This window comes from Actinoplanes sp. HUAS TT8 (assembly GCF_051380535.1).
Taxonomy (GTDB): domain Bacteria; phylum Actinomycetota; class Actinomycetes; order Mycobacteriales; family Micromonosporaceae; genus Actinoplanes.
The window spans coordinates 10841273-10861974 of record NZ_CP195646.1 but is presented as its reverse complement, the minus strand read 5'-3'; the positions used below and the strand labels follow the sequence as shown (position 1 = coordinate 10861974).

At 71.3% G+C, this 20702-nt stretch carries 21 protein-coding genes and 3 tRNA genes; 7 read left to right on the top strand and 17 right to left on the bottom strand.

All coding sequences use genetic code 11. The annotated features are described in order from the left end of the window. Positions 1 to 73 precede the first annotated feature (73 nt). The 5 genes from ACSHV8_RS48575 to ACSHV8_RS48555 are packed head-to-tail and all read right to left on the bottom strand — an operon-like array spanning position 74 to position 4894. Entirely contained in the window at positions 74 to 1144 is a 1071-nt protein-coding gene (locus ACSHV8_RS48575; RefSeq protein ID WP_436527262.1) for a VWA domain-containing protein, read from the bottom strand. After that, positions 1144 to 2112 (bottom strand): vWA domain-containing protein, encoded by a 969-nt coding sequence (locus tag ACSHV8_RS48570; protein WP_436527261.1) that lies wholly within the window; start codon positions 2110 to 2112, stop codon positions 1144 to 1146. Before ACSHV8_RS48570 ends, ACSHV8_RS48575 begins: the two co-directional genes overlap by 1 nt. After that, positions 2109 to 3020, bottom strand: coding sequence for a DUF58 domain-containing protein (locus ACSHV8_RS48565; RefSeq protein ID WP_436527260.1), 912 nt, complete (start codon positions 3018 to 3020; stop codon positions 2109 to 2111). Before ACSHV8_RS48565 ends, ACSHV8_RS48570 begins: the two co-directional genes overlap by 4 nt. A gap of 3 nt (positions 3021 to 3023) precedes the next feature. Next, a complete protein-coding gene (locus ACSHV8_RS48560) occupies positions 3024 to 4016 on the bottom strand; it encodes an AAA family ATPase (RefSeq protein WP_436527259.1) in 993 nt (330 codons plus the stop codon). A 17-nt stretch (positions 4017 to 4033) separates the two neighbouring features. Further along, on the bottom strand, positions 4034 to 4894 hold the full coding sequence (locus ACSHV8_RS48555) for a S1C family serine protease (RefSeq protein ID WP_436527258.1): 861 nt from the start codon (positions 4892 to 4894) through the stop codon (positions 4034 to 4036). A 266-nt stretch (positions 4895 to 5160) separates the two neighbouring features. Here ACSHV8_RS48555 and ACSHV8_RS48550 point away from each other — a divergent pair, with 266 nt between their 5' ends. Both ACSHV8_RS48550 and ACSHV8_RS48545 read left to right on the top strand, forming a co-directional pair. Beyond that, a complete protein-coding gene (locus ACSHV8_RS48550) occupies positions 5161 to 5667 on the top strand; it encodes a hypothetical protein (RefSeq protein WP_436527257.1) in 507 nt (168 codons plus the stop codon). 103 nt (positions 5668 to 5770) lie between these two features. After that, a complete protein-coding gene (locus ACSHV8_RS48545) occupies positions 5771 to 6451 on the top strand; it encodes a hypothetical protein (RefSeq protein ID WP_436527256.1) in 681 nt (226 codons plus the stop codon). A gap of 120 nt (positions 6452 to 6571) precedes the next feature. Here ACSHV8_RS48545 and ACSHV8_RS48540 read toward each other — a convergent pair whose 3' ends face one another. The 8 genes from ACSHV8_RS48540 to ACSHV8_RS48505 form a co-directional block, all read right to left on the bottom strand. After that, a complete protein-coding gene (locus tag ACSHV8_RS48540; protein ID WP_436527255.1) occupies positions 6572 to 7822 on the bottom strand; it encodes a styrene monooxygenase/indole monooxygenase family protein in 1251 nt (416 codons plus the stop codon). Positions 7823 to 7841: 19 nt separating this feature from the next. Continuing rightward, positions 7842 to 8408, bottom strand: coding sequence for a GTP-binding protein (locus ACSHV8_RS48535; protein WP_436527254.1), 567 nt, complete (start codon positions 8406 to 8408; stop codon positions 7842 to 7844). Positions 8409 to 8520: 112 nt separating this feature from the next. Continuing rightward, positions 8521 to 8871 carry a DUF742 domain-containing protein gene (locus tag ACSHV8_RS48530; protein ID WP_436527253.1) on the bottom strand — a complete coding sequence of 117 codons (351 nt, stop codon included), beginning with the start codon at positions 8869 to 8871 and terminating at the stop codon, positions 8521 to 8523. 14 nt (positions 8872 to 8885) lie between these two features. Then, positions 8886 to 9323: a roadblock/LC7 domain-containing protein gene (locus tag ACSHV8_RS48525; RefSeq protein ID WP_436527252.1), complete on the bottom strand. Its 438-nt coding sequence runs from the start codon at positions 9321 to 9323 to the stop codon at positions 8886 to 8888. Then, complete coding sequence (locus ACSHV8_RS48520; RefSeq protein ID WP_436527251.1) at positions 9316 to 10437, bottom strand: sensor histidine kinase; 1122 nt, start codon at positions 10435 to 10437, stop codon at positions 9316 to 9318. The genes ACSHV8_RS48525 and ACSHV8_RS48520 overlap by 8 nt, the downstream gene beginning before the upstream one ends. A gap of 519 nt (positions 10438 to 10956) precedes the next feature. Further along, positions 10957 to 11028, bottom strand: a tRNA-Val gene (locus tag ACSHV8_RS48515). Positions 11029 to 11056: 28 nt separating this feature from the next. Beyond that, positions 11057 to 11127 (bottom strand) — tRNA-Cys (locus ACSHV8_RS48510). Between the two features lie 39 nt (positions 11128 to 11166). Beyond that, positions 11167 to 11238 (bottom strand) — tRNA-Gly (locus tag ACSHV8_RS48505). Positions 11239 to 11403: 165 nt separating this feature from the next. Between ACSHV8_RS48505 and ACSHV8_RS48500 the strand changes: the two genes are divergently transcribed. Further along, positions 11404 to 12582 (top strand): GNAT family N-acetyltransferase, encoded by a 1179-nt coding sequence (locus tag ACSHV8_RS48500; protein WP_436527250.1) that lies wholly within the window; start codon positions 11404 to 11406, stop codon positions 12580 to 12582. Between the two features lie 108 nt (positions 12583 to 12690). Here ACSHV8_RS48500 and ACSHV8_RS48495 read toward each other — a convergent pair whose 3' ends face one another. The 3 genes from ACSHV8_RS48495 to ACSHV8_RS48485 are packed head-to-tail and all read right to left on the bottom strand — an operon-like array spanning position 12691 to position 15760. Further along, entirely contained in the window at positions 12691 to 13425 is a 735-nt protein-coding gene (locus ACSHV8_RS48495; protein ID WP_436537322.1) for an FAD:protein FMN transferase, read from the bottom strand. Positions 13426 to 13455: 30 nt separating this feature from the next. Beyond that, positions 13456 to 13971 carry an FMN-binding protein gene (locus ACSHV8_RS48490; RefSeq protein WP_436527249.1) on the bottom strand — a complete coding sequence of 172 codons (516 nt, stop codon included), beginning with the start codon at positions 13969 to 13971 and terminating at the stop codon, positions 13456 to 13458. Between the two features lie 34 nt (positions 13972 to 14005). Next, positions 14006 to 15760: a ferric reductase-like transmembrane domain-containing protein gene (locus tag ACSHV8_RS48485; RefSeq protein ID WP_436537320.1), complete on the bottom strand. Its 1755-nt coding sequence runs from the start codon at positions 15758 to 15760 to the stop codon at positions 14006 to 14008. 167 nt (positions 15761 to 15927) lie between these two features. Between ACSHV8_RS48485 and cbiE the strand changes: the two genes are divergently transcribed. The 3 genes from cbiE to ACSHV8_RS48470 are packed head-to-tail and all read left to right on the top strand — an operon-like array spanning position 15928 to position 18586. Continuing rightward, positions 15928 to 17139, top strand: a complete 1212-nt coding sequence (cbiE, locus tag ACSHV8_RS48480) for a precorrin-6y C5,15-methyltransferase (decarboxylating) subunit CbiE (RefSeq protein ID WP_436527248.1) — start codon at positions 15928 to 15930, stop codon at positions 17137 to 17139. Next, complete coding sequence (gene cobM / locus ACSHV8_RS48475) at positions 17136 to 17879, top strand: precorrin-4 C(11)-methyltransferase (RefSeq protein WP_436527247.1); 744 nt, start codon at positions 17136 to 17138, stop codon at positions 17877 to 17879. The genes cbiE and cobM overlap by 4 nt, the downstream gene beginning before the upstream one ends. Next, positions 17876 to 18586, top strand: coding sequence for a cobalt-precorrin-6A reductase (locus ACSHV8_RS48470; protein ID WP_436527246.1), 711 nt, complete (start codon positions 17876 to 17878; stop codon positions 18584 to 18586). The genes cobM and ACSHV8_RS48470 overlap by 4 nt, the downstream gene beginning before the upstream one ends. Here the strand turns inward: ACSHV8_RS48470 and ACSHV8_RS48465 are convergent. Further along, a complete protein-coding gene (locus ACSHV8_RS48465; RefSeq protein ID WP_436527245.1) occupies positions 18564 to 19994 on the bottom strand; it encodes a diguanylate cyclase domain-containing protein in 1431 nt (476 codons plus the stop codon). The genes ACSHV8_RS48470 and ACSHV8_RS48465 overlap by 23 nt on opposite strands. A gap of 88 nt (positions 19995 to 20082) precedes the next feature. Here ACSHV8_RS48465 and ACSHV8_RS48460 point away from each other — a divergent pair, with 88 nt between their 5' ends. Beyond that, on the top strand, positions 20083 to 20688 hold the full coding sequence (locus tag ACSHV8_RS48460) for a hypothetical protein (protein WP_436527244.1): 606 nt from the start codon (positions 20083 to 20085) through the stop codon (positions 20686 to 20688). The last annotated feature ends 14 nt before the right edge of the window (positions 20689 to 20702 follow it).

Genomic DNA, 20702 nt, shown 5'->3' with positions numbered 1-20702 from the left:
TTCCAGCTCCCCGGCTGGTGCTCAGGGCTGCTTCAACGGCCGGAAGACAGCCCTGAGCACCAGCCGGCGGCGGTCAGCGGCGGGCCGGGCCGCGGCTCCACCAGAGGGACAGGGCGAGGCCGGTGAAGACCAGGACCGCGCCGGCCAGGACGAACCAGAAGCTGATCTCGACGTTCTCCTTGTGCAGGCCGATCTCCTTGGGCAGGTCGCCGAGCACGCCGTTCAGCTCGTCGGCGTCCTGCGCCTTGAAGTACTGCCCGCCGGTCAGGTCGGCGACCTTGGTCAGCGCGTCCTCGTCGATCTCCTGGACCCGGCCGCGGCCACCGCCGCCGAACCCGCCGCCCCCGCGGAAACCGCCGCCGCCCATGAACGAGTCCCCGCTGACCTGGTCGGCGGTGCACACCATCTGGGACGGGGTGGTCGTACCGAAACCGATCGTGAAGACCCGGACCTTGCGGGCCGCCGCCTGCTCGGCCGCGGTCACCGGGTCGACGCCGGTGGTGTTCGAGCCGTCGGTGAGCACGACGATCGTGTCCGGCTCGTAGTCGCCGGCCGTGTTCGGCGCGGCGTCACCGAGGTCGGCGCCGGTCGCCGCGACGTCCGGGTTCATCTCGGCGATCGCGTCGATCGAGGTGAGGATCGCCTGGCCGATCGCGGTGCCCCGGGCCGTCTTGAGGGTGTCGATCGCGTCGAGCAGTTTGTCCTTGTCGGTGGTCGGGGTGACCAGCAGACCGGCGATCCCGGAGAACGCGACCAGACCGATCTTCGTGCCGTCGCCCTGCGCCTTCACGAACTTGCGGGCCGCGTCGACCGCCGCCGAGAGCCGGTTCGGCTGGACGTCGGTGCTGCACATCGAGCCGGAGACGTCGATGGCGAGCAGGATCGAGGTGTTGTTGGCCGGCACCGACAGCCGGGCCTGGGGCCGGGCCAGCGCGCCGCTCAGCGCGACCAGACCGGCCAGGAACAGGTAGACCGGGATGCGCCGGCGCCAGGCCGACCGGCCGGGCAGCGCCGCCCGGATCAGGGCGACGCTGGAGACGGTCACCGCGGTCCGCTTGCGGCGCCGGTTCAGGAACCAGCGGACCAGCAGCAACAGCGGCACGACGAGCAGCGCCGCCAACGCCCACGGCCAGTGGAACGACATCACACGATCCTTCCGTGCCAGCGGGTGCCGAGCATCCCGCCGAGCGCCAGCAGCAGCAGGGCGGCCCCGGCGAACGGGGCGGTCAGCTCCAGCGGCTCCTTCTTCGTGGTCAGCCGGAGGTCGATCGACTTGGTGGTGTCGTTGAGGGTGTCGGCGTCCCCGGCCGCGTGGTACGCCCCGCCGGTGACCTGGGCGACCGCGGTCAGCGTGCTCTCGTCCAGCGCGGTGTTCAGCTGGTAGCCGTCGACCTCGACGGTCGCGCCCTTGGCCGTGCCGACGCCGACGGTCTGGATCCGTACGCCCGCGGCGGCGGCCAGTTCGGCGGCGGCCTCGGCGTCCGGGCCGCCGGTGTTCTCCCCGTCCGAGAAGACGACGATGGTGGCCGACGGCCAGTAGCCGAGGGCGCTGGTGTCCGGGGCCGAGCCGTCGGCCGGCAGGCTCACCGGTTTGCCGGTGATCGTGCCCAGCCCGACCAGGATCGCCTGGCCCAGCGACGTGCCGCCGCTGGCCTTGACCCGGGCGATCGCGGCCGTCGCGGCCGTGTGGTCGGCGGTCGGCGCCTGGGTGAGCAGCGCCTGGTCGCCGAAGACGAGCACGCCGACGTCGACCGTGGACGGCTGCTCGTCGACGAACTTCGTCGCCGCGGCCTGCGCGGCGGCGAGCCGGGTCGGGGAGACGTCGGTCGCGGCCATGCTGTTCGAGATGTCGAAGGCCAGCAGCACGGTCCCGGAGACGCGCGGGACCGCGACCTGCGCCTGCGGCCGGGCCAGACCGACGAGCAGGATCGGCAGGGCGGCCAGGAGCAATGCGTACGGCAGATGGCGCCGCAGGCGTCCGCCGATCAGCGTGCCGAAACCGGCCGCCTTGAGGGCCGCGGCCCGGCGGCGCTGCAGGGACACGTAGGCGGCGATCGCCGCGCCGGAGATCAAGACCGCGACGACCAGGACGTACGGGTACAGGAAGCTCATCGGCGGGCCTGCCCCGACGACTGGACCATCTGCACCAGCGCGGACATCAGGTCCTGATCCGTGGTGATCCGGTGCGCGGCGACGCCCGCCTTGCGCATCGCCTCGGTGAGCTCGGCCTCCCGGGCGTCGACCTGGGTCGACAGGCGGCTGCGGAGCAGCGGGTCGCTGGTGTCGACCAGGATCTGCTCACCGGTCTCGGCGTCCTCGACCAGGATCACGCCCAGGTCGGGGAGGTCCAGTTCGGCCGGGTCGACGACCCGCACGCAGACCACCTCGTGCCGGTGGGTGAGCATGCCGAGCGGCCGGTCCCAGCCCGGATCCCCGATGAAGTCGGACATCACGAAGATCAGGCTGCGCCGCTTGGCCGTCGTCACCGCGGCCAGGTTCAGCATCGCGGCGAGATCGGTGGTGGCGGCCGGCTCCTTGCCGCGCTTCTTCGCCGGCTTGGCCGCCGGGGCGGCTTTCAGCAGCTCATGACCGATGCGCAGGATCTGGTCGCGACCACCGCGGGGCGGGATCACCTTGTGCGCGGCGTTGTCGAACAGGATCGCGCCGACCCGGTTGCCGCCCTTGGACACCAGTTTGGCCAGGCTGACCGCCAGTTCGGTGGCGACCGAGTCCTTGCCGTCGTGGCCACCGAACCTCATCGACGCCGACTTGTCGATCACCAGCCAGGCGGTGAGTTCACGATCCTCCGTGTACTGCCGGACGTACGGCTCGTCCAGTCGCGCCGTCACGTTCCAGTCGATGTGCCGGACGTCGTCCTCCGGCGTGTAGGCGCGCAGGTCGGTGAAGTCGATCCCGGTGCCGTGCCAGACCGTGCGGTAGGCGCCCTGCAACCGCCCGTCGAGTCGGCGGCCGAGCCGCCACTCCAGGCGCCGCAGCAGCCGGTCGGAGGGTGTCGCCATGACTCAGCGGCCCCGGCCGGTGGGCTCCGGGAACGACAGATTCGCAATGATCTTGGAGAGGATCAGGTCGGCCGTCACGTCGTCCGACAACGCCTCGTAGGAGAGCACCATCCGGTGGCGCATCACGTCGAGGGCCAGGTCGGAGAGGTCCTCCGGAACAACATATTCACGACCTCGGATGTACGCGAGACCGCGCGCGGCCAGCACGAGACTGATCGAGGATCGGGGGCTGGCGCCGTACGTCACGTAGCGGGCCAGGTCGGTCAGACCGACCCGGGCCGGATCGCGCGACGCGTTGGCCAGCTGCACCGCGAACTCGATCAGCGACGGATCGACATACACCTGGTCGGCGGCCTGCTGCAGGGTGACCAGCGTCTCCGGGTCGATGATCTTCTGGATGACCGCGGCCGGGGCGAGCGCCCGCTCGACGACCACGAACTCCTCGGTCGGGCTCGGGTAGCCGATCACCACCTTCATCATGAAGCGGTCGACCTGGGCCTCGGGCAGCGGATAGACGCCCTCGTTCTCGATCGGGTTCTGGGTGGCCATGACCAGGAACGGGTTCGGCAGCTTGTGCGTCTCCCGCCCGATCGTGACCTGCCGCTCCTGCATCGTCTCGAGCAGCGCGCTCTGCACCTTGGCCGGCGCGCGGTTGATCTCGTCGGCCAGCAGCAGGTTCGTGAAGACCGGGCCGAGCTGCACCTGGAACTCGCCGGACGGCTGGTGGTAGACCCGGGTGCCGACGATGTCGGCCGGAACCAGGTCGGGAGTGAACTGGACCCGGTGGAAGTCACCGCCGATGGCCTGCGCGAGCGACTTCACGGCCAGGGTCTTGGCCAGCCCGGGCACACCCTCGACCAGGATGTGGCCGCGCGCGAGCAGGGCCACGATCAGCCGCTCGAGCAGGATGTCCTGGCCCACGATGGTCTTCTTGACCTCGTAGAGCACCTTCTCGATCGGTCCGGCGGACGCCGGCGGGGCATCGGTCCAGCTCATGAATCCCGTCCTTCTCTTTAAAGGGGCGGCGCTCGTCCGTCGCCCTCGTCGCCGCCGCCCAGCGCGGCGCCGATCGGGACGGCGAACCCGATGCCGATGAACGTGCCGGCGTCGGTCGGATTGGCCAGGGCGACCACGATGCCGACCACCTGGCCCTGGTCGTTGACGAGCGGGCCACCCGAGTTGCCCGGGTTGACCGCCGCGTCGAACTGGATCAGCCCGGCTATGTCGTCCCGCGCCTCCCGGGTCAGCTCCCGGTCCAGGCCGGAGACGACGCCACTGCTGGTGGAGTCGACCAGGCCCAGCGGGTTACCGATCGCCACGACCGTGTCGCCGACCTGCACGCCGCCGCCGAGCACGGCCGGGACCAGCGTCTCGGGCAGCTTGGCCGGGGTCAGGGTGGCGATGTCCTGCGCCGCGTTCGCGGTGGCGACCTTCGCCGGGCTGGTGGTGCCGTCGGCGTACGTCAGCTTGATCGTCTCGGCGCCGTCGACCACGTGATTGGCGGTCATCACGGTGCCGTCGGCATTGGCGATCACGCCGGTGCCGGTGGCCGACTCGACCGCCTTCTTCGCGTCGTGGCCGGTCGTCTGGATCAGCACCACCGACGGGAGCAGCGTCTGATAGATCTCGGAGACCGCCAGCGGCCCCTTCGACGCCGACGGGGACGGCTTGGGCGCGGCCGCCTGTGGACTCTCCCCACTGCCGCCACCACGGGTGAACGCCACCACGGTGATCACCACGGCCCAGAGCGCGACCAGGGCGATCAGGGCCTTGCGGCGCCGGTCCGGAGTGTTCCACCGGGCCACTCGGCTGGGGGTCGGCTCCTCCGGGGCGGGTTCCGAGGGCTCGGAGCCGTCCGGGCGGAGCACGGTCATCACGGCACGACCGCCACACTCAGCATTCTTCGACCCTAGAAGCGATTTCTAAGAATTCCCCGTGAGTCCTCTAATGGTTTCCGGTACGCAAGATCGCCCATCTGCCGCCAAAGCGGGAATTTCGTTGGGTTGTCAGGTTGCGCCAAGAGCACGGACAGGTGACGCACAGGCGGTGCGGGCAGGCTTCGCGCACGCGTATCCGTTCTCCCCTCTTCAGCAGCCGCCCTCTTCAGGAGTAGCCGATGAGTACCGGACACCCTGCCCCGGTGCCCGCATCCGAGCCCGCCACGGCTCCGATCCCCGCCGAGCCGTCCTCCCCGCCGCCCGGCCCGGCATTCGTCTCCGGGGCCGACCTCCTGGACGGACCGCCGCAGCCGTGGGCACCGCCCGCGCCTCGCGCGCCAGGTGATCCGGGCACGCCGAGCTTCAAGCGGACGCTGATCACCGCGGTCCTGGCCACCGCCGTCGCCAGTTCCGCGCTCACGGCCGGCATCATGGCCGCGCTGAACAGCGACAACAGTTCGTCCGGGGGCGGCCTTGGTGGGCCGCCGGGCACCAGCCGGCAGGGCGGTCCGGGCGGCGGCGGCTTCGGCCGCGGCAACCAGAACGGCGGCGGATTCCCCGGTGGCAACCAGAACGGCGGCGGATTCTCCGGCGGCACGCAGAACGGTGGCGGCGCCCAGAACGGCGACACCTCGCAGAACGGCGGCGGGTTCCCCGGCGGTGGCTCCGGCGACCAGCCGCCCACCGCCGCGCCCGGCGTCGGAACCTGACCGGCGGCCGCGCGGTTGACAGGAAAGGCCTACATCGGGGACAGGGTCCACATAGTCCGGGACGCCACGATTTGCTCACCGCGATGAGCCGAGGAGTCGCCGCATGAGCAAGAACGAAGAATCCGGACTACCGACCACTACGACCGCGCCGCTCACCGAGCCGGCCGGGGCGGTGGGAACCCTTCAGCCGAGTGACCCGTGGTCGGAGCCGGCCACCGCCCACGAGGAGACCGAACCGCCCACCGAACTGGTCCCGATCCAGGCCGACGTCCCGTCCAGCGCGATCCCGGGGCAGGCCGACGGCCCGTCGACCGCGGTTCCCGGGCCGGGCGACGGTCCGCACGGCTCGGCGGTTCCGGGGCCGCCCGCCGGGTTCGGGGCGATCCCGGGGCAGCCGGTCGGTGGGCCGCCCGGGTCCTGGGTTCCGCCCGGGCCGGCCGCGAAGTCCAGAAAACCGCGCAGCCCGAAGACCATCCTGGTCGCCGCGGTCCTGGCCACGGCCGTGGCCAGCTCCGGCATCACCGCCGGGATCATGGCCGCGGTCGGCGGTGACTCCTCGACCCCGGCCGGAGTCTCCCAGCAGGGCGGCCCCGGCGGCGGAGGGGGCATGCGCGGAGGGGGCGGCGGTTTCGGCGGCAACATGGGCGGTGACCAGAGCGGGCAGACCGGCCAGCAGGGCCAGACCGGCACCACAGGCCAAGGGGGCACCACCGGCCAGGGTGGGACCACCGATCAGAACCAGGGTGCGACCACCCAGAGTGGAACCACCGGCACCGGCACCTGACCACGGGCACAGGGAGAAGGCGCATCCATCCCCGGATGCGCCTTCTTCATGGGGTGACTTCGCAGCCTCCCGCGGGCACGGTCGCGGTGCTCACGCCGTACCAAATCGGGAATTTTGGTTTTAAGCTCCGGAGACCTCGCCGAGGTAGGCAGCTGCCTTCTCCGGGTCGACGAACCAGTTGAGCAGGTCGTTCGGGTCGACGAAGCCGTAGGCGAAACGGCGGGCGATCTGCTCGTTGGCGGTGGCGGCGCCGAGAAGCTGCTGGACGTGCGGGGGCAGCGGCTGCAGCATCGCGTTGGTCCAGCCGGTGACCGCCATGCCGTGGGCGGTCCAGAACTGCTCGAAGGTGTCGGTCATCCACCGCTCGTCGAACGGCTGGTCACCGCGGGCCAGGATGGCCTGGAGGTAGTGGTGGGCCGCCTTGGCCGCGGTGTTGCTGCCCTGACCGGTGATCGGATCGTTGGCGATGACCACGTCGGCCAGGCCGAGAACCTTGCCGCCGCCGGGCAGGTGCGCGACCGGCCGGCGGACCGTCGGGGTGTAACGGCCGTGCAGGGTGGCCTTGGCGTCGGTGAGCCGGACGTTCCCGGCGCGCGCGGCAACCCAGGGCAGGTGCTCGCGGATCAGGTCGAGGGTGAGTTCGAGGTGCTGCTCGGGGGCCATCCGGCCGGTGTTGCCGGCCCAGCGGTCCAGCGGCCCGCCGGGAATCGCCTCCCAGAACAGGATGTCGCACGGGCCGGTGTGGGTCAGGCCGGGGATCACGAACAGTTCGCCCAGGCCGGGCAGGGCGTGGAAACCGACGTGCGGCTCGGGCCACTCCGGGTCCGGTTCGAGACCGTGGACGTAGGCGACGGCCAGGCCACGCTGCGGCTCGGTGTACGGCGACCGGTCCGGATCACGGTCGAACATCGCCACCAGGTCACCCTTGCCGGCCGCGACGATCGTCAGGTCGTAACGGCCGATCTGGGTGATCGCGTCCAGATCCTGGGTGGTGGCCGCGTTGTAGATCACCTCGACGCCGCGCTCCTCGGCGTCCTCCAGCCAGCGGGCCATCTTGACCCGCTGGTCGGTGGACTGGGCCGGGCGGTCCAGCGGCGCGTTGAACGCCAGCGCCAGCTGTCCCTTCTCGACCGAGAGCTGCGGCCGCAGCCCGTGGATCGGTGGGACCTCGGACTCCCAGTGGTTCAGCCCGTACGCCCGCTCGGTGCCCAGGGCCAGGTCGAACATGGCCTGGGTGGAGGTGGGCCAGCCGGTGCGGATCTCCGCCGGGGTGCGCGCCGACATGAGAGTGACCTCGTAGCCCTCGGCCCGCAGGGTGAGGGCGAGCTGGAGGCCGGCCTGACCGGCCCCCACGATAAGGATCTTGCGCAAAGTGGTGCCTCCTGTGCAACTAGCCGACGCCGGTGGGGGCGAGGGCGGTGGCGCGCTCCGTCGCGTGGTTCACCACGGCCAGCAATGCGTGCGCGACGTTGCGCGGCTCGCGGATGTCCGCGGCGATCAACGGGACGTGCGGTGGCAGCGTGAGTGCCTCCCGTACCTCGGAAAGCTCGTGGGTCTGAACGCCGTGGAAAAGATTGACGCAGACGATCCACGGCACGTCCGCGTCGTTCTCGAAGTAGTTGACCGCGGCGAACGAGTTCTCCAGATGGTTGGTGTCGACCAGGACCAGGGCGCCGACCGCGCCTCGGACCAGGTCGTCCCACATCGGCCAGAACCGGGGCTGACCCGGCGTGCCGAACAGATAGAGCACAAGAGAATCGTCGATGGTCACCCGGCCGAAGTCCATCGCCACGGTGGTGGTGACCTTGTCGATGCCCGGATCGAGGCGGTCGATCTGGGCCGCCGCCGCGGTCATCCAGGACTCCGTGCGAATTGCCGGAATTTCCGAAATGGCCTCGACCGCGGTCGTCTTGCCCACGCCGAAACCCCCGGCGATCACGATCTTCGCCGAGGTCATCTCGGTTCGGTGCGAGCTTTCGGCTCGGTACGAGCCTTCGACAGCGCTGGCTCTGTGTGAGCCGTCATCGGCTCTGCGTGAGCCGTCATCGGCTCTATGTGAGCCTTCGGTTCTAGGTGAGCCGGAGGAGGCCTGCACGAAGTCTCTCCAGGAGGGCTAGATCTTGCGAGGGGCGAGCGTCATGCACGACCAGCTGACCGATTTTGAGCAGGTCGTTGATCAGCAGGCGGGTGAGGCCGAGCGGCAGATTGCAGGCCGCCGACAGCTCCGCCACCGAACACATCCGGCGGGCCTGCTCGTAGAGCGACCGGGACGCCGGGGTCATGCTGGCGGCGAGGACCGGGTCGTACCGGTTGCCGGTGGAGACCAGGGTGTGGATCAGCAACGGGCTACGCCCGCTGGTCCGCCCCCGCGCGGTCATGTACGGGCGCACCTTCCAGTGCAGTCCCGGCCTTCTAGCCATCGGTGGCCTCCGGATCAGCGGGCCGGCACGGGCAGGGTGCCCTGGTGCAGGGCGTAACGCGTCGCCGGGGTGAGCGCGTGCCCGACGGCCTGGCTGAACGTGGTCATCGCGTACCCCAGCTGGCCGATCTGGGTCTGCGGCTGCGCCGACACGAGCAGCGCGGCGACGAACTCGCCGGCCGGATCGTCGATCCGCAGGAACGCCAGGTGACCGTGCGGGTAGCGGATGCTCAGGTTCTCCGGGGCGCCGAGCTGCAGCAGGCCGCCGAGCTGGCCGGTGATGCCGAGGAAGCCGGCGGCGAGCGCGGCGACGCTCTCCGCGTGCTCCCGGCTCAAGTGGCCGGAAGAGGCGAGCTGCAGGCCGTCGGCCGAGACCAGGACGACCGCGGTGATCGTCGGCACCTCGCGGACGAGTTGCCCGATCAGCCAGGAGACATCCGGTTTGTCAGTCATGGGGGTCCTTCGATTCTTGCCGGGGGGCGGTGCTCGTTCTTTGCTGGGGGGCTGCGCCCGCTTGCTGGGGTACTGGGTTCGTTTGCGGAGGCGCTGGGGGCGCCTTGGCCCGGGCCGCGTCCACGCCCGCGTTGAAATCGGCCGCGTCGTCGTGCCAGGCGGTGTGGTGGACCTCGGTGGCGACCGGGGGCGGCGGCACACTCGTCCGCACACTGGCCGGAACCCGGCGCGGCATCGGCTTCTGCACGGCCGGAAGCACCATGGTCACGTCGTTGCGATGATTCTGCGGGGGCGGCGGCTCGGGCATCGACGGCGCCGACGACTCCGGATCGACCCGCGGCGCCTCGCACAACAGATCGGCGCCGATCAGCAACATGGCGACCGTGCCCTGCGGCCGGCGCGGCACCACCCGCACCCGCAACGAGCTGTGCCGGCGGGTCAGCACCGAAGCCACCGTCAGACCCAGATGCGCCGGCTGCAACTCGCCCTCGGCCGGCCCGTTCTCCAGCATCGCCTCGATCCACGGCACGTGCGCCGGATTCAGGCCGATCCCGTTGTCCTCCACCCGGATCACCACGTCACCGTCACCGGTCAGGTGCGCGGCGACCGCCACCGGCTCGGTCGGCGGCGAATAGCGATCCGCGTTGTCGATCAGCTCGGTCAGGATCCGGATCACGTCGTCGGCGGCGCTCGCGGCCACCGCCAGATCGGCGATCGGCCCGAAGTGCAGCCGCTCGTAGTGCTCCACGGCCGCGCCGGCCGCGTGCGTGACATCGTGCAGCGAGGTGATCTGCTGATCCGGGTCGTCGAGCGGCTCACCGGTCAGCACGCGCAGGTTCTCGGCCAGGCGCCGCACCCGGGTCACCGAATGGTCGATCCGGAACAGGATCTTGCGACGCTCGGAGTCCTGCTCGCGGAACTCGGCCTCCCCGATGTGGTGAACGGCCTCCCACGTGAGGGTGAGCAGCCGCAGCGCGAACTCGCCGGCCACGGGTCGCCACGGGTCCGGTTTCTCCGGTGGTGGGGCGGGCTCGCTCTCCCGTACGGCCTCGGATTCGCCCTGCTCGTGCCGCCGCCCGCGCAACCAGCTCATCCAGCGGCCTGCCTCGGGCATCGATTGCTCCCCCATTCGCCTTCGCTAGTAGAAGATCACCGACTAGGAGATTTGTACCGTACCTGCCCGATTGACGGACTGGCTATCGGCGATACCTCACAGACGGCCCCTGAAATGGGAACGTACGCCACTCCATAGTGGATCATGTCGCACCGGGAGTGCGCTCCGTTCAGTGCGCGCGAGGTAACGGCCTGTCATGGCGTACTGATTAGCGTCATTCGCACAATCCTGGCCGAGCCATCACCGATCGGCGGTCCAGCCATCACCAGTCATCACTGCCCAAACCCACCCAAGCAGCCGTACGGATTCAGCGCCCCGGCAGCCGTCAATCAACCGCGACAACCCAGCCGAGCCACAGCCGTTCGCAGCCGGCCGTTTGTTACGTCACCACGAACCGGCCAGCGGGCCAAATCACCGCAACCGTCGCACCGTGGGGTCCGCGGGGGCTCGGCCCCGGCGGCCAAAATGACAAGCGCCCCCGGTCCGCGCTTTTCGCGGACAGGAGGCGCCGTTAGATCGTGGGCGATACTGGGATCGAACCAGTGACCTCTTCCGTGTCAAGGAAGCGCGCTCCCGCTGCGCCAATCGCCCTGGCTTGGCTTCAAAAAGAAGCATTGCGAGGTGGAGACGGGATTTGAACCCGTGTACACGGCTTTGCAGGCCGTTGCCTCGCCTCTCGGCCACTCCACCGAGCCAGCCCCGCACGTGTACCTGTGAAGGCCCTCTCCGAGCGGAAGACGGGATTCGAACCCGCGACCCTCACCTTGGCAAGGTGATGCGCTACCACTGCGCCACTTCCGCGTTGCCGCTCGGTCTCCCTGGCGACGGACAAAACCATAGCCGGTCACCTGGGACTTCTCCAAACCGGGGTCCCCCGGCGTGTCGTGACCTGGGCAGACGCCGAGTTATCCACAGGCCCGGAATTTGGCTCGCCGGACGGGCCGGGGTTTGGGTTGGATGTGAGGCATGGAGATCCGGCAGGTGACCACGGACGAGCGCGTGACGACCACGTTCCCGCTGCAAGCCTATGCGTTCAGCCCGTCCCCCGGGCCCGACGACGAGGCCGAGCGATATCAGCGACGGCAGCGATTCTTCACCACGGCGACCAGTTTCGTCGCCGAGGAGGCGGGCGAGACCCTGGCCGGGGCCGCCTCCCTGCCCATGCGGCAGAACGTGCGCGGCCTGGTCCACGACATGGCCGGCGTGGCCGCGGTGGCCTCGCACCCGTCGGCGCGGCGCCGGGGCCTGGTGCGTGAGCTGATGACCCGGTTGCTGCGGCACACGCGCGAGCAGGGTTGCGCGGTGAGCGCGCTCTACCCGTTCCGCCCGAGCTTCTACGCCCGGTTCGGCTATGTCGGCATCCCGAAGACGCGCAAGGCCCGTTTCGCCCCGGAAGGCCTTTCCGAGCTCCTGCGGCGAGACCTTCCCGGTTCGGTCCAGCGGCTGCCCATCAAGGAGGGCTTCGCGGCGTACGAGGCGTTGGAGCACCGTCTCCTCGCCCACCGCCACGGGTTCGCCGTGTTCGACGAGACCCGGTCGGCCGAGTTCCGGGAGGAGAAGGCCTGGGTCGCGCTGGCCCGGGTCGACGGCGAGGTGGTCGGCGCGCTGCGGTATCGGATCGACGGCCACGGTGGCGATCTGCTCGGGTCGAGCCTGTTCAGCACCGGTCCGCTCGGGCGCGCGCTGTTGTTGCAGTTCCTGGCCCGGCACGTCGACCAGGTCTCCGCGATCGAGGTGTACCTCGGGGCGGATGAGCTCGCCGAGCTGTGGGGCACCGACATGACGGTCACGACCAGTGCGGCGGTGGACAGTCCGACGCACAACGCGCCGATGGTCCGGGTGCTGGACGTGCCCGCGCTGGCCGGCAGTCGCGTGGGCCGGGGTGGGATCACCGTGGAGATCGTCGGCGACGACCTGATCGGCGGGGTCTGGCAGTTCGGCGCCGACGACGGGCAGCTCACGGTGAAGCCCGGCGGCGTTCCGGAGGCGACGTTGACGGTGGGCGGGTTCAGCGCGCTGGTCTACGGGGCGCTGGATCCGGTCGAGGTGTTCACGCGCGGCCTGGGCGATCTGGACGCGGAGGCGATGGAGCGATTGGGGGTGCTGTTCCCGACCCGCATGCCCTACATGTTCGCCGACTTCTGACCAGCGCACCGAGCAGCCCGCAGCCGGGCAGGCGCGCGGGCACGCAAGCGCGCGGGCAAGCAGGCGCGCGGGCAAGCAGGCGCGCGGGCAGGCAAGCGCGCGGGATGGCTATTCGTCGCGGGTGACGGGGAGGCCGGGTGAGGTGAAGGCGCGGCCGTCCTCGGTCACGGCGGCGGATTCGTAGCCGTCGGCGACCCGCTTGGCCAGCCAGGCCAGCCCCGGCTCGCCCATGGCCAGGGCCGCGGTGGCGTAGGCGTCGGCCACGGCCAGGTCGGGCCCGGCGACGGTGACCGAGCGCAGCCCGGTCGCGGCCGTGCCGGTGCGCGGGTTCCAGACGTGGGCGCCCCGCTCGTACGTGCCCGAGGTGGCCACCGCGCCTTCGCCGACGGCGAGGACCCAGGCCAGTTTGTCGGCCTGCCAGGGGTGCCGGATGCCGACCCGCCAGCGCCCGCCGCCCGGTGCGGTGCCGCGCATCCGGATGTCGCCGCCGGCGTTGATGTGGTGCCGGGTGGAGCCGGCGGCGGCCAGGCGGGCCGAGGCCTCTTCGACGGACCAGCCTTTGACGTATCCGGACGGGTCGAGCGGCCCGGTCGCGTACACGTCGAAGTAGCCGTCGGTCTCCCGCCACAGGTCGGCGCAGCGGTCCAGGACCAGGCGCAGGTCGTCCGAGCAGTTCTCGGCCCGGATCTCGCCGCGCCGCAGCCGGGAGACCTCGCTGTCCTCCTTGTACGTGCTGAACCGTGCGTCCACCTCGTGCAGCCACGAGCACGTCGACGCGATCAGTTCCCGCAGCCGTTCCTCGGGGAGGTCGTCGGCCAGTTCGATGCTGACGACCGTTCCCATCACCTGCTCGACGTGGCGCACGGCCCGACCCTACGCGCCGGCGGCGTCCAGGGCGGCCTGGAGGGAGGTCACATACGACTGGCTGGTGAACGTGGCCCCGGAGACCGTGTCGACCTTGGCGCTCTGCGCGGTCAGGGTCTCCTTGTTGAGTTTGGTCACCGCGTCCGGGTTGATCGTCGCGCTGAAGCCGGTCTTCGGGTACGTGGCGTCGGCGCTGGAGATCTTGCCGCCGCTGACCTTGATGGTGACCTGGACCGTGCCGTACGGGTTCTGCACGGCCTTGCCCTTGTAGGTGCCGGCTTTGAGCCCGCCGGCCTCCTCGGTCGGCTTGGCGCTCTCCTTCTTCTTCGAGGAGGGTGAGGTGGCGCCCGTGGCCGGCTTCTTCGCGCCCGCGGAGGTCTCGGCCGGGGCCGGCTCCTCGGTCAGTTCCTGAGCGGCCGGCGCGGCTTCCGCCGGTGCCGCCGGCGGCTGCACGCTCAGGCGGACCCCGAGGATCAGGGCCGCACCGGTGAGGGTGCCGACTGCTGCTGCGGTACTACGGCGCATGGCAAAACTCCAGGTCGTAGGGGGAACGTGGGGGTCAGAACTCGAAGGGGTCGAGGTGAAGCTGGCTGTCCGGCACCTCAAGCTGCTTGAGGGTGCCGACGGCGGCTTCGACCAGTCCGGGCGGGCCGCACAGGTAGACGTCGCGCCGGTTGACGTCCGGCACCAGGCCGCGCAGGCCGTTCGGGGTGAAGAGGCGGCGCGGGCCGGGGTCGCTGCGGGAGCCGACGATGTACCGCACCCAGGCGTCGCGTTCCTCGGCCAGTTCTTCCAGCTCGGCCCGGAAGACGAGTTCGTCCGGGCGGCTGGCGCGGTAGATCACGATGGTGTCGGACGGCATGTCTTCGAGCAGCGCCCGGATCGGCGCGATGCCGCTGCCGCCGGCGATCAGAAGAGCCCTTCGGCGGGTACGCCGTTGCGCGGTGAACGTGCCGAACGGTCCTTCGGCCCAGACCGGTGTGCCCGGTCGCAGCTCACCCAGTTTGGAGGTGTGCCCGCCGGCGACCGTGACGGTCAGGCGCAGCCATTCGCGGTTGGGGGCGGCCGAGAGCGAGAACGGGTGTGACTGCCACCAGCCGTTGCCGTTCAGGAACCGCCAGCGCATGAACTGGCCGGCCTGCGCGGGCAGCTTGTCGAGGTTCTTGGCGGCGATGTAGATCGAGAACGTGTTGGCACCCTCGGCGACCACCTCGGCGACGCTGAACCGGTGCCGCGCGTTGAGCCAGAGCGGCTCGACGATCCGGCCCCAGACCAGGGCGGCGATGACCAGCGCGCCCAGGCCGGGCCAGAAGTAGGAGGCGAACCGGCCGCTCAGGTCGGCGCCGGTGGCGAGCTGGTGGCCGTATCCGAGCAGCAGGACCACGTAGCCGGTGAGGTGGATCAGGTGCCAGAGCTCGTACGGCAGGTGGGTGCGCAGCCACCGGATCGAGGTGAACGACAGCAGCACGAGCAGGCCGGTCGCGACCGTGGCGCTGATCATCTCCGGGAACGTGGTGATCACGCTCCAGGCCTGGTCGACGACGCCGGTCTGGGCCAGCAGCGCGTACCCGTAGACGATGGTGACGATGTGCGCGAGCACCATGACCAGCAGCGACGTGCCGAGCCAGCGGTGCCAGCGGAGCAGGTCGCGCGAGCCGACCCACTCCTCCAGCCAGGAGACCCGGCTCATCATCAGCAGCTGGATGAAGAGCAGGTAGCCGGCGATCAGGCCGGAGACCCGGCCGACGGCCAGCATCATCGTCGCGGTGTCGTTGACCGCGCCGGCCTGGGTGTCGAACAGCCAGAGCGAGATGCTGGTGGCCAGCCCGGAGAAGAACAGCATGACCGTGAAGAGCCGGTTGCCCGAGGTGGCCTCGGCCGGCGGGCGGTCGTCCTCCGGCACCGGGACGCCGGTGCCGACCTTCCAGCCGGTCGGCGAGGTGTTCGACTCGACGACGATGTCGCCGCGACGGTACGGATCGGCCGGGCGGCCCTGGGGCGCGGGCTCCGGTTCCGGCATCGAGTCCCAGGTGGGCGCCGCGTGCGACGGCCCGTCCCAGGACGGCCGCGAGGACTGGGACGGGGAGTCCCAGGACGGGCGCGGGGCGGTGTCGGTGCGGGCGGAGGACCGCGACGGCGAGTCCCAGGACGGACGGTCGTCCTCGTACCGGGAGTCCTCGTACCGGGAGGCCGCCCGCGTCGAGCTGCGCGACCACGAATCGTCGGTGTCACGCGGTTCCGCGCGCAGGCCGGCGAAGTATCCGTCGTCGTCGTCCGGTAGCTCACGCTGGTCCTGGAAGGCCGGTATGGCCATCATCCTCACCTGCTCACCAGTCGTCTATCGGCGCCCGCCACCCCTGCGGCCGACGTGACGACCAGGTCTCGGTTCAAGGCCGTCAGGAATGCGTACGCACGCCGTCGCCGGATGGCTCAACCTCCCACCGAGAAATTCCGGATCCCGGGACGGGATAGGTTCACCCGGTGCGATCAGAAACCCCTCCGTCGGTCACGGTTGTCGGCATCGGCGCCGGGTGGTTTCAAGACCTTTCCCGTACGGCCACAGCAGCGCTCCACGACGCCGATCTGATCTTCGGGAGCGCCCGGCAGCTGGCCCTGCTCCCGGGTTCGGTCACCGCGGAAAGACGCGCCTGGCCGAGCCCGATGCTCCCCGCGCTCCCCGGCCTGTTCGAGGATGCCCGCGACCGCCGGATCTGCGTCCTGGCCAGCGGCGACCCGATGTTCCACGGCATCGGCGCGACCCTCGCCCGCGTCCTCGGGCCGGAGCGCCTGCGGGTCCTGCCCCACCCGTCGTCGGTCTCGCTGGCCGCCGCCCGGCTGGGCTGGGACCTGGCCCGCACGGATGTGGTGAGTCTGGTCACGGCCCCGGTCGCGGCTCTGGGTCGCGCCCTCAACCCGGGTCGCCGGATCCTGGTTCTGTCCTCGGGCGCGGACACCCCGGCGGCGGTCGCCGGATACCTGACCGGACGGGGCTTCCCGGATGCCTTGATCACCGTGCTGGAGCAGCTCGGCGGGCCGGACGAGCGTCTGGTCACCGGTGCGGCCGGCGACTGGACGATGCCGGCCGGCGACCCGCTGAACGTGATCGCGGTCGAGTGCGGCGACGGCCCCCGGCTCCCGGTCGTGCCCGGCCTGCCCGACGACGCCTTCGCGACGGACGGCCAGCTCACCAAGCGCGAGGTCCGCGCCGTGACCCTGGCCGCGCTCGCGCCCGCCCCCGGTGAGCTGCTCTGGGACGTCGGTGCCGGCTCGGGCAGCATCGGCATCGAGTGGCTGCGCGCCCACCCGGCCTGCCGCGCGGTGGCCGTCGAGCCGGACGCCGCCCGGGTCGCCACGATCACCGCCAACGCCGCCGCGCTCGGCGTGCCCCACCTGCGGGTCGTGCACGGGCGCGCCCCGGAGGCGCTGGACGATCTCCCGGCCCCCGACACGATCTTCATCGGTGGTGGCGTGACCCGTCACGGCGTACTGGAAAATTGTCTTGAAAGGTTGAAGCCGGCCGGGCGGCTGGTCGCGAACGCGGTGACCGTGGAGTCGGAGGCCGTGCTGGCCGGGGCATACGCGAGACTGGGCGGCGAGCTGACCCGCCTGACGGTGCAGCGCGGGTCGCCGGTGGGTGGTTTCACCGGCTGGCGATCCTTCATGCCGGTGACGATCTGGACGATGACCCGATGACCGTACATTTCATCGGCGCCGGGCCCGGCGCCGCCGACCTGATCACGCTGCGCGGGCACCGCTTGATCAGCAAAACACCGATCTGCCTGTACGCGGGCAGCCTGGTCCCGCCCGAGCTGCTCGACGCGTGCCCGCCCGGGGCCAGGCTGGTCGACACCGCGAACCTCACGCTCGACGAGATCGTGGCCGAGATGGTGGCCGCGCACGCGAACGGTCAGGACGTGGCCCGCCTGCACTCGGGCGACCCGTCGGTGTTCAGCGCGGTCGCCGAGCAGATGCGCCGGCTCGACGCGGCCGGCGTGCCCTACGACGTCACCCCCGGCGTGCCCGCGTTCGCCGCGGCCGCCGCCGCCCTGAACCGCGAGTTCACCGTGCCCGAGGTCGCGCAGACGGTGATCCTGACCCGGACGGCCGAGCGGGCCACCGCCATGCCGCCCGGCGAGGACCTGGCCACGCTCGGCCGCAGCCGGGCCACGATGGTGCTGCACCTGGCCGTGCAGCGGATCGACGCGGTCGTCGCCGAACTCGTCGGCAACTACGGCGCGGACTGCCCGGTCGCCGTGGTCGCGCGGGCCAGCCGTCCGGACGAACTGGTCGTGCGGGGCACCCTGGCCGACATCGCGGACCGGGTCAAGGCGGCCGGGATCCGGCGGACCGCGGTGATCGTGGTCGGGGCCGCGCTGACCGCCGGCCAGTTCCCGGACAGCCACCTCTACTCCGCGGACCGCTGCCGTCCGTGAGAGTCCTGATCCTGGGCGGCACGACCGAGGCCCGTGAGCTGGCCGGGCTGATCGCGGGCGAGCACGAGGTGATCACCTCGCTGGCCGGGCGGACCAGTGCGCCCCGGCTCCCCGCGGGCGAGGTCCGGGTGGGCGGATTCGGCGGCGTGGACGGCCTGGCCCGCTACCTCGCCGAGCGGCGGATCGACGTGCTCGTCGATGCGACCCACCCGTTCGCGGCGCGGATCAGTGCGAACGCGGCGGCCATGTCCGTACCCACGCTGTTTCTGCGAAGGCCGGGGTGGGTCGCGTCGCCGGGCGATGATTGGCACCGCGTCGCGTCGGTCGAGGAGGCGGCGGCCCGGCTGACCGATGAGCGCGTGTTCCTGACCACCGGGCGGCAGACCATCGGGGCGTTCGCGCACCTGGACACCGGCTGGTTCCTGGCCCGCTCGGTCGAACCGCCCGAGCCGCCGATGCCGCGACGCCTGGAAGTGCTGCTGGACCGGGGGCCGTTCACCGTCGAGGGCGAGACGCGGCTGCTCGCCGAGCATCGGATCGACGTGCTGGTCACCAAGGACAGCGGCGGGGCCGACGCGAAGCTCGTGGCGGCGCGGGCCCTGGGCGTACGCGTGCTGATGATCGATCGGCCGCCGCTGCCCGCGGCACCCGGCGTGACCAGCGCGGAGGCCGCGGCGGCGTGGCTCAGACGGCTACCGTCTCGGTGACGCCGTAGCGGACCACGCGGTTCTTGCCGCCCGCCTTGGCGCTGTACATCGCCTGGTCGGCCCGGCGGAGCAGGTCGGCCACGGTGACACCGGGCTCGGCCGGCGCGACACCGACGCTCGCGCCGACCCGGACCGTGGCCGCGCTCAGCCGCACCGGCTCGCAGAGCTCGGCACAGAGCCGCTCTGCCTGATCGATCCCGGTCGGACCGGTCAGCAGCAGAGCGAACTCGTCGCCGCCGAAACGCGCCGCGATCCCGTCCCGGCCGGCCGCCGCGCTGATCCGCTCGGCCACCGCGACCAGCAGTTCGTCACCGGCCGCGTGCCCGTGCTGGTCGTTGACCCGCTTGAAACCGTCCAGGTCGATGTTGAGCAGCGTGACCGGCCCACCGCCGTCGATCGCGGACGCCGCCGCCCGCAGGAACTTGGCCCGGGTCGGCAGGCCGGTCAGATGATCGTGGTGCGCGCGGTACTCCAGCTCGGCCCGGGCCAGCTGCGCCTCCTCGGCCAGAATGACCTGGTAGGACAGGCTGCGGAAGGCGTCCCGGACCTCGTCCGGCACGGCTCTGCGGCCACCGACCACCATCAGCAGCGGTGCCGTCGCCGGCTCCCCGCCGAGCGGGTCGACCTGCCAGTTCCCGAAGCCCGGGATCAGCGCCGACAACTCGGCCGGATCGGGTGTCGAACCGGTCAGCAGCCGGCCGGACACGCCCTCCGGAGTGCCCGCCCCGAACGAGATCGTCAGCCCCGGCCGGTCCCGGGAGACGATGAGCAGAGCCACCCCGGGATGCGTCCGGACCAGTTCCTCGGCGGTCCGCTCGCCGATCCGGCGGATCTCGGCGTTCTCGGTCACCGCGAGCAGCTCGTGGCCGGCCTGGGTCAGCGTGGCGTCCCGGGCCGCGGCCCGCTCCTGGCGCAGCAGACCCAGGTAGAACGCCCGGGTCAGCACACCCATCAGCAGGATCTGCGGGAGCAGACCGAGCACCGACGGGGTGTGCCAGGACGTCGCCTGGGCGACCACGTCCGGGGAGATCGCGACCGCGACCGGCATCGCCACCAGCGCGCCGGCCATCCGGGCGAACCAGCGCCGGTTGGTGTCGTACAGCGAGCAGACGATCAACGTGGACAGGGCCAGCGAGGTCCCGCCGAGCGGATCCTTCAGGCCGGCCGCGCCGACCGCGACCAGGGCCGGGACGACCGGAACGGTCCACCACGAGGAACTCTTGCGGCGGAGCATGTCCATCATCAGGACGACGAGCAGGAGCACCGAGATCGTCGACAGCCGGATGAACCCGGGCGAGCGCAAAGCGTTGCCGACCTGCCCCAGCTGCAGAAGCATGGCGAGGCTGCCGATACCGGCGGCGGCGAGCCGCGTACGGTCGACCGTCCGGACCGGCAATTCTCTGAACACGGCGGAACGATCGGTCGGGCGCCCGGGGACCTGAGCATTGCGGAAACCCGACAGTCCGCAACCGCCGGTTCGGTGCGACGCTGCAGGTATGCCGCCGGTCCGTGCGCTGCCCGCCGAACTGGACGCCGTGCGCGCGCTCATCGCCGACGGATTCGCCGAGGTCGTCCGGGAAGCCGACGACCTCGACCAGTTCTGGATCCGCTCGGCCTGCGCCCGGCTGGCCGCGGCCGACGCCGAACTGGCCGGGCTGCTCGGCCGCCGATCACCGCTGGTGTCGGTACTGACCACGACGGTCGTCACGGCCGGAGTGGTGGCCGGGTCGGCCGCCCTGGCCCGGGTCACCGGCGGCGGCCTGCCCGCCGCTCTTGCGTTCGCCGGTCTCCTGCTGATCATGGCGCTGCACCTTGCCGGAGTGCTGCGCCGCCGCGGTACCGCCCCGGCGCTGCCGGTACCACCCGACCGGCCCGGACCCGGGCTGGTCGAGGTGCCGTTCGCGCTGGAGCGGGCCCGGGTCCGGCTCGTCTCAGCCGGCCTGCGGCGAGCCGGGCGGGCCAACTGGCGGGCGCCCGCGTTGCGGCGGGCGTTGAGCGGGGATCCGGTGCTGGGGCGGGTGGCTCGGGCCGATCTACTGCTCTGCCAGGCGATCGACTGCCTGGAGCGATACCTGGACGACCTCTCGAAGGGCTGGCCGTGACCGTTCTTCGGGGG

Excerpts from the sequence above, each read along its gene's own strand:
- ACSHV8_RS48525 (WP_436527252.1), bottom strand. The coding sequence starts at position 9,323 with ATGACTGACAAACCGGATGTCTCCTGGCTGATCGGGCAACTCGTCCGC.
- ACSHV8_RS48560 (WP_436527259.1), bottom strand. The coding sequence starts at position 4,016 with ATGAGCTGGACCGATGCCCCGCCGGCGTCCGCCGGACCGATCGAGAAG.
- ACSHV8_RS48535 (WP_436527254.1), bottom strand. The coding sequence starts at position 8,408 with ATGACCTCGGCGAAGATCGTGATCGCCGGGGGTTTCGGCGTGGGCAAG.
- ACSHV8_RS48500 (WP_436527250.1), top strand. The coding sequence starts at position 11,404 with ATGGAGATCCGGCAGGTGACCACGGACGAGCGCGTGACGACCACGTTC.
- ACSHV8_RS48545 (WP_436527256.1), top strand. The coding sequence starts at position 5,771 with ATGAGCAAGAACGAAGAATCCGGACTACCGACCACTACGACCGCGCCG.
- ACSHV8_RS48570 (WP_436527261.1), bottom strand. The coding sequence starts at position 2,112 with ATGAGCTTCCTGTACCCGTACGTCCTGGTCGTCGCGGTCTTGATCTCC.
- ACSHV8_RS48565 (WP_436527260.1), bottom strand. The coding sequence starts at position 3,020 with ATGGCGACACCCTCCGACCGGCTGCTGCGGCGCCTGGAGTGGCGGCTC.
- cobM (WP_436527247.1), top strand. The coding sequence starts at position 17,136 with ATGACCGTACATTTCATCGGCGCCGGGCCCGGCGCCGCCGACCTGATC.
- ACSHV8_RS48530 (WP_436527253.1), bottom strand. The coding sequence starts at position 8,871 with ATGGCTAGAAGGCCGGGACTGCACTGGAAGGTGCGCCCGTACATGACC.
- ACSHV8_RS48490 (WP_436527249.1), bottom strand. The coding sequence starts at position 13,971 with ATGCGCCGTAGTACCGCAGCAGCAGTCGGCACCCTCACCGGTGCGGCC.
- ACSHV8_RS48485 (WP_436537320.1), bottom strand. The coding sequence starts at position 15,760 with ATGGCCATACCGGCCTTCCAGGACCAGCGTGAGCTACCGGACGACGAC.
- ACSHV8_RS48520 (WP_436527251.1), bottom strand. The coding sequence starts at position 10,437 with ATGCCCGAGGCAGGCCGCTGGATGAGCTGGTTGCGCGGGCGGCGGCAC.
- ACSHV8_RS48575 (WP_436527262.1), bottom strand. The coding sequence starts at position 1,144 with ATGTCGTTCCACTGGCCGTGGGCGTTGGCGGCGCTGCTCGTCGTGCCG.
- ACSHV8_RS48495 (WP_436537322.1), bottom strand. The coding sequence starts at position 13,425 with ATGGGAACGGTCGTCAGCATCGAACTGGCCGACGACCTCCCCGAGGAA.
- ACSHV8_RS48460 (WP_436527244.1), top strand. The coding sequence starts at position 20,083 with ATGCCGCCGGTCCGTGCGCTGCCCGCCGAACTGGACGCCGTGCGCGCG.
- ACSHV8_RS48555 (WP_436527258.1), bottom strand. The coding sequence starts at position 4,894 with ATGACCGTGCTCCGCCCGGACGGCTCCGAGCCCTCGGAACCCGCCCCG.